The organism is Vibrio comitans, assembly GCA_024346835.1.
GTDB classification, from domain to species: Bacteria; Pseudomonadota; Gammaproteobacteria; order Enterobacterales; family Vibrionaceae; genus Vibrio; species Vibrio comitans.
On sequence record AP024867.1, the window covers coordinates 452,829 to 465,085 of the forward strand.

At 44.8% G+C, this 12,257-nt stretch carries 11 protein-coding genes; 7 read left to right on the forward strand and 4 right to left on the reverse strand.

The genetic code is table 11. From position 1 onward, the window contains the following. Positions 1 to 106: 106 nt before the first annotated feature. The 5 genes from OCU46_RS15880 (at position 107) to OCU46_RS15900 (ending at position 7,323) form a co-directional block, all read left to right on the forward strand. Entirely contained in the window at positions 107 to 2,611 is a 2,505-nt protein-coding gene (locus OCU46_RS15880; RefSeq protein WP_141270665.1) for a molybdopterin oxidoreductase family protein, read from the forward strand. Positions 2,612 to 2,811: 200 nt separating this feature from the next. Continuing rightward, entirely contained in the window at positions 2,812 to 3,135 is a 324-nt protein-coding gene (locus OCU46_RS15885; protein WP_141270664.1) for a c-type cytochrome, read from the forward strand. An 11-nt stretch (positions 3,136 to 3,146) separates the two neighbouring features. Beyond that, positions 3,147 to 4,559 carry a cytochrome-c oxidase, cbb3-type subunit I gene (gene ccoN / locus OCU46_RS15890; RefSeq protein WP_141270663.1) on the forward strand — a complete coding sequence of 471 codons (1,413 nt, stop codon included), beginning with the start codon at positions 3,147 to 3,149 and terminating at the stop codon, positions 4,557 to 4,559. Next, entirely contained in the window at positions 4,559 to 5,170 is a 612-nt protein-coding gene (locus OCU46_RS15895; RefSeq protein ID WP_141270662.1) for a cbb3-type cytochrome c oxidase subunit II, read from the forward strand. Before ccoN ends, OCU46_RS15895 begins: the two co-directional genes overlap by 1 nt. After that, complete coding sequence (locus OCU46_RS15900) at positions 5,167 to 7,323, forward strand: c-type cytochrome (protein ID WP_141270661.1); 2,157 nt, start codon at positions 5,167 to 5,169, stop codon at positions 7,321 to 7,323. The genes OCU46_RS15895 and OCU46_RS15900 overlap by 4 nt, the downstream gene beginning before the upstream one ends. A gap of 131 nt (positions 7,324 to 7,454) precedes the next feature. Here the strand turns inward: OCU46_RS15900 and OCU46_RS15905 are convergent, their stop codons facing one another. From OCU46_RS15905 to OCU46_RS15920, 4 genes are all read right to left on the reverse strand, one after another. Further along, complete coding sequence (locus OCU46_RS15905) at positions 7,455 to 8,081, reverse strand: heme-binding beta-barrel domain-containing protein (protein WP_141270660.1); 627 nt, start codon at positions 8,079 to 8,081, stop codon at positions 7,455 to 7,457. Between the two features lie 167 nt (positions 8,082 to 8,248). Beyond that, positions 8,249 to 8,716, reverse strand: a complete 468-nt coding sequence (locus tag OCU46_RS15910) for a hypothetical protein (RefSeq protein ID WP_141270659.1) — start codon at positions 8,714 to 8,716, stop codon at positions 8,249 to 8,251. Positions 8,717 to 8,720: 4 nt separating this feature from the next. Next, entirely contained in the window at positions 8,721 to 9,338 is a 618-nt protein-coding gene (locus tag OCU46_RS15915; protein WP_244311371.1) for a hypothetical protein, read from the reverse strand. Between the two features lie 12 nt (positions 9,339 to 9,350). Continuing rightward, positions 9,351 to 10,106 (reverse strand): DUF4344 domain-containing metallopeptidase, encoded by a 756-nt coding sequence (locus OCU46_RS15920; RefSeq protein WP_244311370.1) that lies wholly within the window; start codon positions 10,104 to 10,106, stop codon positions 9,351 to 9,353. Between the two features lie 264 nt (positions 10,107 to 10,370). Here OCU46_RS15920 and OCU46_RS15925 point away from each other — a divergent pair, with 264 nt between their 5' ends. Both OCU46_RS15925 and OCU46_RS15930 read left to right on the forward strand, forming a co-directional pair. Beyond that, entirely contained in the window at positions 10,371 to 11,036 is a 666-nt protein-coding gene (locus OCU46_RS15925; protein ID WP_141270657.1) for an outer membrane beta-barrel protein, read from the forward strand. Positions 11,037 to 11,174: 138 nt separating this feature from the next. Further along, positions 11,175 to 12,251, forward strand: coding sequence for an MBL fold metallo-hydrolase (locus tag OCU46_RS15930; RefSeq protein ID WP_141270656.1), 1,077 nt, complete (start codon positions 11,175 to 11,177; stop codon positions 12,249 to 12,251). Positions 12,252 to 12,257: the final 6 nt, after the last annotated feature.

The window sequence follows — 12,257 nt, forward strand, 5'->3', positions numbered from 1 at the left end:
TTATTGTTTTTAATGCATTTATTTTAAATAGTTTCTTTTTTGAGGCTTTGGTTTGTTTTTTGCAAGGTAATGAATATTGAAGCTTAAGACATGAAAGGGAACGCCCATGGCTGAACATAATGAAGGATGGATCAAAACCACTTGTGCGTACTGTGGTGTTGGTTGCGGAATTGAAGCCAGACCGAAGCATTCGGGTGAGCTTGAGATACGAGGAGATAAGGAGCATCCCTCAAACTATGGAAAGCTATGCACCAAAGGCATAGCGCTAGGAGAAACGGTGATTCATGATGGCCGCCTTTTGTCTCCTACGCTAAAAACTGCTCATGGTAATAAAGAGTTGTCATGGGAAGTCGCCACCACTATGGTCGCAGAAAAGTTTACACAAACTATCCAAGAGTACGGCTCGGATTCGGTGGCATTTTATGTTTCAGGACAACTGTTAACCGAAGATTATTATGTCGCAAACAAGCTGATCAAAGGCTTTATGGGGACAGCCAATATCGACAGCAACTCGCGTCTTTGCATGGCCTCATCTGTTGTAGGGCACAAACGAGCCTTTGGTAGCGATACGGTTCCCGTTTGCTATGAAGATATGGAACAAGCAGAGATGGTTGTGATTGTGGGATCAAACCTTGCGTGGTGCCATCCCGTTTTATTTCAGCGCCTTCGCACCGCCAAGCAAAAAAAACCTTTGCTAAAGATAGTGGTTATTGACCCAAGAAAGACCGATACCTGTGAGATAGCAGATACACACCTGCCCATTGAGTCAGGCTCAGATGTCGCTTTGTTCAATGGTCTACTCTCGCACCTTATTGAGCAAGACAAGTTAGATCACGAGTTTATCTCATCACACACCGATCATTTTGAAGAGACTACTCAAGCAGCACTTGCACAGCGAGATATAGAAGAGATCACTAGCCTTACGTCAGAGCAGTTGACTCAATTTTACACTGAGTTTTCCAGTTTAGATAAGGTAGTCACTATTTACTCGCAGGGAGTAAACCAGTCCAGCAGTGGTTCAGATAAAGTGAACGCTATTCTCAATTGTCACCTTGCTACAGGGAAAATAGGTAAAACAGGCTGTGGACCATTCTCGGTTACGGGGCAACCTAACGCTATGGGCGGTCGAGAAATTGGGGCATTAGCGAACACCCTTGCCGCGCATATGGAATTTGATAATCCAGAGCACTTGCAGCTAATCAGTGATTACTGGCAGACGGATACATTAGCCACAAAGCCAGGCCTTAAAGCCATCGACATGTTTGACGCCATAGACTCTGGGAAGATAAAAGCCGTGTGGATCATGGCCACCAACCCTATGGTCAGCTTGCCAAATTCCGACAAGATACGGTCTGCACTGGAGAAATGTCCATTGGTTGTCGTCTCAGATTGCATTGCTGATACCGAAACCAGTCGCTTGGCCGATGTGGTTCTTCCTGCCCAAGGTTGGAGTGAGAAATCAGGGACTGTCACTAATTCCGAGCGCCGAATTTCCAGACAGCGACGAATTTTACCTAGCCCGGGAGAGGCGAAACCTGATTGGTGGATCATCAGCCAAGTTGCGCAGAAGATGGGGTTTAGACAAGCCTTTGACTACATACACGAGGGTGAGATATTTGCCGAATACGCCAAACTAACGACTCTAGGAAATGAAAACTTTGAACGCGACCTTAACCTAATCGGTTTAACCCAACTTGATGATAAAGGTTATAGCCAGCTTAAACCTCAGCAATGGCCGGTAATAGAGCTTCAAGATAAGGTGATTAACCAAAGGCTACTTAGCAATGGTCAGTTTTATACCCCCAATAAACGAGCGCAATTTGTTCCTGTCAGCTACCAAGCTGCTCTAGCCAAAATCGATGATACTCACCCTTTAATTCTAAACAGCGGGCGGGTTAGAGATCACTGGCACACGATGTCTAGAACGGGTCTATCGCCTAAATTGGCCGAACACATCAGTGAACCCTTTGTACAGGTGCACCCTGAGACGGCGGCAAAATACCAAATATTGGACGGACAATTAGCCAAGGTATCTAATCAACAAGGAGAGGCATTAGTGCGGGCTAAAGTTACATCCGAGGTATCTCCGTCTCAGCTATTTATGCCAATACATTGGAATGAGACCACCTCAAAAAATAGTAAGCCTTGTACACTAATTGCTAACACCACCGACAAATTGTCCGGACAGCCTGAATTCAAGCATTCTGCTGTCGCAATTTCCTCATTTACCACTGTCAGCTGCGCTGTATTTATTTCCAATAAAACCTTGGTTTTAAATAACATCGATTACTGGGCACGCCAAAAGGTTCAAGGGGGCTATTTGTATAGGATTGAATCGACTCTACCTATGAACGAGCTTACCGCAATTTTAAAAGACTATTTGCAAGTAAATGACCAACGCCTAATCAGCTCCGAATCACATCAAGGTCAAGCACAATGGCTAATTTTGGACAACAACAAGCCAACCCAACTACTGTCAGTGCAAGAGAGCTTTGCTGACTGGGAGATTACAAAGTTAATTGAGCTATACCTACAATCTGATGACCCAGCGAATGCTTCAGACATTATACAAACTCTAGCAAATGACCCACAAAGCTTAACGCCAGCATAATCTCTATAAATGTTAACAAGCACCTTAGAACCGGAATTGATAAGGTGCTTGGCTCCGGTTAACTAAACTTTTTCATCTACAGATACGTACAAAAAAACAACCAAAGCAACGCCTTATCCAAATGGTTAACTATACTTTGGGCTACATCTGTCAATACCTCTCTTTCGTTCGAATAGAGGATCGGAAAAGGATTTACACCGATGAAACTGCTGTTACTAGCAATACTGGGATTAAGCGCGACGGCTTACGCACAAGAAGACGCTCAATTTGAAGTCGGCAAAGCCAAGGCCAAAGTATGTATGACCTGCCATGGCGAAGATGGCATATCCACCCTTGATCCCTACCCCAACCTTCGTGGTCAAAAAATGGGTTACCTCATTTCCTCCCTTAAAGACTACAAAGCACGAGAAAGAACCAGTGGGTTAGCTATTTTAATGCAACAACAAGCGGATGCCCTCACCGATCAAGATATTGAAGATATTTCGTACTACTTCTCCCAGCTTGGTCAAGACACTCAGCCGTAAAGGACTCTCTGATGGAAAACGAAACCACGGTGTACAGCACCAAGGTCGTCAAATACTTCGTTGTGGCGTCCGTAATTTGGTCAGTAGTAGGTATGTTCATCGGCGTTATACTCGCCGCACAGCTTTATTGGCCTGTTCTCAATTTTGACTCAGAATACTTCCAGTTTGGTCGATTGCGTCCACTGCACACCTCTGGTGTTATTTATGGGTTTGTGGTCAATGTCTTGATGGGTGCGTCTTTGTACATCGCCCAGCGCACTGGTCAGTGTGGCTTATTCAACAAAAGCCTGGCTTGGATGGTGTTTTGGGGATGGCAGTTAGTATTACTGCTCGCTCTTCTATCTCTTCCCTTGGGTTACACCACGTCAAAAGAGTACGCAGAGCTAGAATGGCCAATTGATTTACTTATCGTGCTCGTGTGGGTGCTCTACGCCATACTTTTCTTTGGTACTTTAGCAAAACGCAAGGTCAACCATATCTTTGTGGCAAACTGGTTTTTTGCGGCATTTATTATCGTGATCGCCCTGATTTTTGTGGTCAACAACTTGGCTCTTCCGGCCTCTATGATGAAGTCTTACTCTGTGTTTGCAGGGGCGCAAGATGCCATTGTTCAGTGGTGGTGGGGGCACAATGCGGTAGGCTTCCTGCTAACTGCTGGCGTCATTGGCATGAACTACTACTTCATCCCGAAAGTAGCAGAGCGACCAATCTATTCTTACCGCCTTTCTGTCATTCACTTTTGGGGGTTGGTCGGCTTCTATACATGGGCGGGGACTCATCACCTCATCTACTCATCTGTGCCTATATGGGTGCAAAACATCGGTATTGTGATGTCGCTGATCCTTTGGTTACCTTCTTGGGGTGGCGCGTTCAACAGTGCAATGACGCTGCTACAAAACAAAGAGAAGCTTAAAAACGACTACATCATGCTGTTCTTCTTCTCAGCCATTCTTTACTACTGCTTAGCCACATTTGAAGGACCACTGCTGGCAATTCGTTGGTTCAATATGCTCGCTCACAATACTGAGTGGATTATCGGTCACGTACACTCTGGTGCACTTGGATGGGTTGGGATGTCTGGGATTGCGGTTTTCTACTACTTCATTCCAAAGCTGTGGGGCAAAGATAAACTGTACTCTACCCGCCTTATTAAGTGGCATTTCTGGCTTGCACATGCTGGCGTCGCTATTTATGCAATTGCTCTATGGGTTGCAGGTATCGGCGAGGGCTATATGTGGCTCGCGCAGAGTGAAAATGGCGAGCTGGTTTACAGCTTCGTTGAAGCCATGGATTTCAAAGCGCCATGGTTATTCCTCAGATTCTTCGGTGGGGCGCTATTTGTACTTGGCCTACTGCTGATGGTGTACAACCTGTATAAGACAGTCAAGATGCCCAAACTGGTGCTTAAAAGGGAGGCAGCATAATGAGTAAAGACTTCACTCAATCTGTCGTTATTCTCATCATTGCGACCATCATTGTTGCTTCCTTCTCTATTCTGGTGCTAATTGTGCCAAATATCGTCCGAGGCCCTGAGTTAGCTGCAAACAGCATGGCTAAACCACTCACGGCGGTGGAAGTTGCAGGCAGAGATATCTACATCAGCGAGGGTTGCCATGTGTGTCACACGCAAATGGTACGCCCCTTGGAGCCAGAGGTTAAACGCAATGGCAGAGCAAACCAAGAGCCGGATGATATCTATGAATTTCCAAACCTTTGGGGATCTAAACGCACAGGTCCAGATCTAACCAACTTGGGAAGAAAGTACTCGGATCAGTGGCATGTCCTGCACCTCGTTAATCCTAGAGATGTCATTCCGACCTCTATCATGCCCTCTTATCCGTGGCTGTTTGAGCAGAAACTCTCTGGCGATGACATTACTGACAAGATGCTCACCCTTCGCACTCTAGGCGTACCCTACAGCGAAGATGATATCGCTAATGCACGCCTGCAGGTGCGCGGAAAAACGAAAGGCGAAGTACTGATACGATATCTACAGAGCCTTGGGGTTGATACGGCAGAAGGAGTAACTCAATGAGTAATTTCTGGAATTTATGGGCCGTTATCTGCACCGTCGTTTTCTTCATATTGATGGTAGGGGTTGTCGTCAAGTATTGGCGCAAAAACCATGAAGCAGATGCAAATAAGTCTCTAGCGACCTTTGATGGCATCGATGAAAATGATGCACCTCCACCTAAGCTATTGTTTGTAAGCTACTTTATTGCTTTCTCTATCTCTGTCGGCTACCTAATTCTCTATCCGGGTCTGGGTAACTGGCAGGGCTTGGTCGACTGGCAACAAAGTGACGATAAGTTAAGCTCCCCTAGCACCACTTTGGACGAACAATTTGCAACGGTTACCGACACCTCATTAATGAGTCTTGCTCAAAATGAAGCGATTACGACCTCTGGACGAATGCTGTTTCAAACCCACTGTGCAGCTTGTCACAGGGATAACGCCCAAGGCCAAAAGCACTTCCCTAATCTTATCGACAATGACTGGATGTATGGAGGAAGTGATGAGGCCATCATTCATTCCATCGAGAAAGGTCGCAATGGTGCGATGGCAGGTTATAACGAGGTTCTTAACGACGATGAGATTGCTAAGCTCTCTTACTATTTAGCCTCGTTAAATCAGCGACATTCCAATGTGCCTGCGGTGAAAGTAGAACTTGGGAAACAACTGTTCACTCAATATTGTTCAGCCTGTCATGGCGACGGTTCAATCAGTAATCAAGAGCTTGGGGTGCCTGTCCTTTCTGATGACACTTGGCTTCATGGTGGCAGTATAGAAGAGATCCAGCACACGATTCGCTTTGGTCTAAACAACGTTATGCCTGCATTTGAAGGACAGTTGTCACGCAACCAAATCCTAGCCATCGGCGCTATGATGACCAAGTCTCGATTAGATTGGGATGCGAAAATCGCAAGCTTAGACGCTGAGGCCATCGAGCGTGGTGAATACCTTGCCCATGCTGGTGACTGTGTAGCGTGTCATAGTGCAGAGGGTGGTGAACCCTTTGCCGGCGGCCTGCCCTTCGTGACTCCATTTGGTACTGTCTACTCCACCAACATTACCCCACACGCGAGCGAAGGGATCGGAGAGTATGACTTTGAAGACTTTAAGGCTGCTCTAGTTGATGGTAAAGGTCGACACGGATACCTCTACCCTGCGATGCCTTACACCTCGTATCAATACGTTACCGATCAGGACATGCTCGACATGTGGGAATACCTACAATCGATCACTGCAGTGCCAAGACGTAACGATGATAACAGCATGATTTTCCCATCCAATATCCGACTAGGATTACTTAGTTGGAACATTGTATTTATGGATACCGCTCCCCTTTCCTATGAAGTTCCTGCGGAGATTAAAGAAAGTGTCGACGATGTGGAAAAATGGCAGAAGGGTAAGTATTGGGTCGCTGGTTTAGGCCACTGTTCTGAGTGCCATTCTCCGCGAAATATTGCTCAGGCCATAATTGCCGATCGCATCTTCCAAGGTAACCTTATCGATGGGTGGAATGCCCCCGATATTACCTCCAACGAGCTTTACACTGATGGCTGGGATGTTGAGGTGTTAACTGACTTTTTGCATACCGGACATTCAGCGAAGGGGACTGCCTTTGCGGGTATGGCTGATGTAGTGAAAAACAGTCTTAGCCTGATGACCCGAGAAGATGTGGAGTCTATGTCTTACTACCTAATTAAAGGCGATACCAATAACTTCATTAGTCCTGATGCGGTTGTATTGAAGCCTAAAGGGTTTGATGACAGTGCCTACAACTCGGATATCTATCCGATTTATCAACAAACCTGTGGTGCTTGCCACGGTGAAGATGGTAAAGGGCGAGATCCGATAGCACCAGCTCTTCTAGACAATGGCATCATCATGCACCGCGACCCATTCAACACCATAGCAGTGACAGTACGTGGCTTAGAGCCCACATACTTAGTCGAAGACAAGAACTTCATGCCTATGGCCAGTTTTGAAGATGTTCTATCGGATCAGCAATTGGCAGAGCTAATTACCTTCGTCCGTTATCATTTAGGGGCGCGAGACATAGTCGTCACCGCTGAGGATGTAAAAGAAGTGCGAGAAACCCTTGAGAAAGCCGGTTATGCAGGTGGTGTACACACCACGCCAGATATGTACGACCAGCGCGATAGAAACATTAACATCAAGTAGCAAGTAAAGTGTTACTTAGCTAACAAAAGGTCTCGGCAATTTGCCGAGACCTTTATTTACAACAGCGGTATCCAAGAGTGAGCAAGGGCAACCGTGCTGTTACCCTTGAGTAAACTGGAGAAAACCGATTACTACTTCACTCTCTCTAATACCGATGAATCCGTATGAGCAAATGACTTGTTGTAGATATCAAGCGCTGTGGTTTGAGAGTAGGTTAGAGTATCGCCATCAATCTTAATGTTCATGGAGAAATCTGTCGTCGAGGCATTATTCAACATGTAGTTTGATTCAGCGATGCCGCGATCAGATACCTTGAGCGTCATTTCGTTGCCTGCTGTACCCTCTGCGGTTACGCAGGTTGTTCTTGGTACGCAGAATGAGTTATAGACAATTTGGTTGTCCTTATCATAGATAAAGTAACCACGTTGGTCATGAAACTTGGAATCATCAGCCTTTCGAAAGACTTCTTGCTTGTAGTACATAGCAACCAAGGTTTGTTCACTGGCATTCACTGCATCGGCTGCCACTTCAAAGGTCATCACTTCATAAAAAGGCGTAATTGCAGGAGCTCCCTCACCTTGCGGAGTACCCGTTTGCGCAGGTGATATATCTACCCCACCACTTTCCACAGATTTCCACGTACCGACCAGTTGAGCTAGAGGGCCAAAGTCTAGCCCATCAATTATTGTGTGGTCATGATCGGCAAGAGCACTGATAGGAGCAAGCAAAGAGAGAGCAACGAGCGATTTCAATTTCATACTACTGTTATTCCTAGACTGGTTAATATCCAATCCAGATTAAGGTAGCAAAGAGACAAATTTCTTAACTGATATCAATTATCGCAACGATAATGACAATAATTTGCAACCAATTATTAAAAAGTAATACCAATAGACTTCAACATAAAAACCTTTTCCTACAACTGTTACATTGCCGGTAACAGAACATCTATTGCTATGTACTCTTGCCAGTTAAATAGTAAAAAACCGAAATAGCTAATCCCACTACACAGCAAAATTGAAAAAAAGAGCAGTACAAAAGTCGTTATGAGGCGTTGCTTTAGCTTGCGAGAGACCAAAGTAAATATCGGAATTCCAATAAGAATTGGAGCCAACAGTGCCATACTGACCTGACCATAGTTATTCCATGCTCTAAGAAATTTTCGAAGTTTGGGACGAAAGCGTACTTGCTTCTGAAAGGGCAATGGGAGATGTAGAACTGAACCGAAGTACCAACCAAACACACCAGCGGTCATTGCGGGCAGGACATTAAACATGAACATCTCTGGGTAGCTTAACGAAAGAAAACCTGCCAATGCGGGGCCAGTGTACGTTTTCCAAATACTCAGCCCGGCCATCGCAAGAGCAATCAACCAGTAAGATTCTGCGCCCACAATGTTACCTACCCTTATGTAAACAAAGCTCACTCAACGCACTTTGAAAGTGCAGAACTTTGTCTTCAACGTTGGACTGAAACATATTGTTCACCCACCTAGGAATGGTGTTACTTACTCTGTTGTTAGCCTTTACGTCTACCAGCACTTTCTCCTCAGTGATCGGTCGCATTACAAAGCTAAATCGAGCCTCACTGACGAACATATTGTAGTTATACAAATGCTGCTCAACAGAGTAACTGCTAGGTACTTTTGCCAACAAGTTAGATGCTTTCACCTGCGTATCGAAGGTTATAGTAAACAACCCAGCAGGGCGTTTACCTCTAAGTTGTCCATCCACCAAGGTAAAGCTAGTTTTTCTGTTGATCTTATCGAGTACCTCTACTGAAGAAAAATCTAGCTCTGAAATACAAACCGTGGTCATGTTAGAGAGAAAACGAGCCTGATATAGGGTTTCATTCAGCTCTGGCACCTTGCTGGTATAAAGCCAAACCTCAGGCCCGTTTGGGCGTTTATCCAATTCAAATGTCGATGCTTCAACATATAGCACATCAGATTCAGCACCAGTCACCAGTAACGGCAAGGTCAGCACACTCATTGCACCTAACAGTTTTAGTTTCAATACCTACGCCCTCTAACTTGATGAGTCATTGAGATATCGATGCCAATTTTCATAAAGCTGATGATAAGTTTCCTCGCAGGTGTCCTGTTGATCCGCTAGATACTCGTCTTCAATTTCGTCAAGCAATCCTTGGTTCTCTTTAGGATCGCTGCCATATACCAAACATAGAGTTGCAAAATAGCGTTGCAGATCAAAGCTATGAACACCCGCATACTCAGCGTAATCGTAATACTCTCCACCCGACTCTGATTCATAATCAAACATGTCTGCTGCATTCAATGTGGCATTCTGACCTTCGTCTAGATAGTTAAGCATGACAATCGACGCTAAATTATCCACTGCATCTTCTTCTTTACCAAGTACAGGAATAGCATTGTCTTCCACCAGTGCATGACCCGCTTCATGTAGCAAAGTATGCATCAGCGTATCTACCGCACCTTGGTTGGCATCAGGCTCTGAACGATGCTCAGAAAAATAATGCTTAGCTTCGAGCACAAACACATAGGGTATATAGATGGTATGAATTTCAGGATCGTAATAAGGCCCATCGTCTGAGGAGCTCCCATAGATAACTGATATTGGATGTTTGAATGGAAAGAGTTCATCAACTAACGATATGAATGTTTCATTCACACCACTTTCAACAATGAGTTGATAGCCTTGTTTATCCTCTTCACTATTCCTCTTCTCATAATCCAGATTCACCAAACTTTCTGCCCAGCAAAAGGAACTAGCAAACAGTAGACCTGCATATCCATATCTAAACACTCGCACCCTCAAATCGCCAACTACCCTAATTGCTTATAGCGTAGGACTCTCTACAAACTATGCCAGTATTTATGGTAAAAAACTTAGGATACAACAACTTATACTAGGTTGATGCCTCAAATATATTGAGCTGCTATGACGTTTTTATGACCTACCCACCCTTGTAATACAATAGTATTATTTTGGTAACTTCGATTACGCTTATCGAAACACGAGCGTTACTTGTTACATTTTCTCCAAAGTTTTATACACCAAGGGGGGAATATGAAACTCTATACAACACTGATCTTAATAGGGACCGCAGTGGTCTCGGGATCATCATTTGCCAGCGATATAAACAGTACCAGTGGTTGGTATGTCGGCGGTGGTGTCGGTAAACCCAGCTTTGATGATGGTGGTTTTATCTCTGATTTAGGTCAGGAATATTCAAAGAACATTCACACTTCTCTGGATGCAAAAGGAACTGCTTTTTCAATCTATGGGGGCTACTTTTTCAATCGAATCATAGGCATCGAGACGTCCTACAACGACTATGGTAGCGCAGACATAAATATCAGCGGAGCAGCCCCTGCCCCATTTGCAGACCATAATGTGTCACATGATATCAAGGCATTCTCTCCAAAATCACTCTCTGTCTCTGCCAATCTTGGATACACCTTTGATAACGGACTTCGTCCCTTTGTAAAGCTCGGTGTCTCTGCGCTTGACCTTCATCAGTCAGGAGATGTCGCTATCTTGGACAGCGATTCTGGTCCAGCAGGGCATTACGGAATTGGCCTAGACTACTCACCAATAACCGCTTTTCAGGGACTAACATTGCGAGTTGCCTATGAAGGGGATATCACAGAGATTGAGAATACGACTATTCACAAAACAGAATCGACATGGAACATGAGCATGCTCTATGGTGGTATTAGCTATAAATTCTAATCCCACAATTGGCAGCTTGAAATTACCTCCTTTCAGGCTGCCAAATCACACCCTCGCTCTATTGATTTGTACCTACCCTTATAGAGAGGTTACTGTTAGTTAAAGATATCACCGGACAATCGGCCAACAGCAGTGACCATGACATCGTACTATCCTTTCGTTACTTTCATACTCAGCACATTTCTTTTTGCCTGTAGCCATAGTGAAGACTACACAGGGGTTGAAGGGTTTAAAGATGGTAAATTTTTCAACTCAGAACATCAGAAACAAGACGTTGGCTTGTTAGCTGCAATGAAGTCCATTTACTTTGATGGCAATGACTATGCCGTACCTGAGCAAGCGCTTCCCTCTCGCGACATTGATATAGAGGCAATGGAACAAAAGAATGGATTCTCAATGGCGAAAATTGGCCATTCCACCATCCTAATTAGGCTCAATAATGAGTACTGGATGTTCGACCCCATATTCTCTAAGCGTGCGTCACCGGTATCTTTTGCCGGCCCGCAACGGTATACGCCACCAGCAATGGAAATAGAGCAGGTGCCACAACTCAAAGGAGTACTTATCTCACACGACCATTTTGACCATCTAGATAAAGAGTCGATTAAGGCTCTCATTAAAAAAACCGAGCACTTTTATGTTCCTTTGGGAGTAAAACAGATTCTCGAGGGTTGGGGTGTACCCAATGATAATGTGACAGAACTAGCTTGGTGGGAAGCCATAGATATTGATTCGGTTTCGATAATCGCTACACCCTCACAACACTTCTCTGGACGTTCTATTGGCGGACAAAACGAAACGCAGTGGGTGTCATACGTGATGGTTCATGATGACTTCAAGCTGTACTTCAGTGGGGATTCAGGCTATTTCTCGGGGTTTAAAACCATAGGTGAAAAGTACGGACCATTTGATATCACTCTTATGGAAAACGGCGCGTACAATACTTTGTGGCAATACATGCACCTTTTCCCTAAGCAAACCGTGCAAGCTCACCAAGATCTAAATGGGCAGTATCTGGTGCCAATTCACAACGCCACCTTCAATTTAAGCAATCATGCCTGGTTTGCTCCTATGGAAGAAATACATAAAGAAGCACAAAGCAGCAACGTTACGCTGATCACTCCAGAATTTGGAGATATGGTATCGCTAGAGAATATTGAACAGTTTCAAAATCGGTGGTGGAGAGAATATATGCCGATTCCGCCATCGAAATAGCCGCCC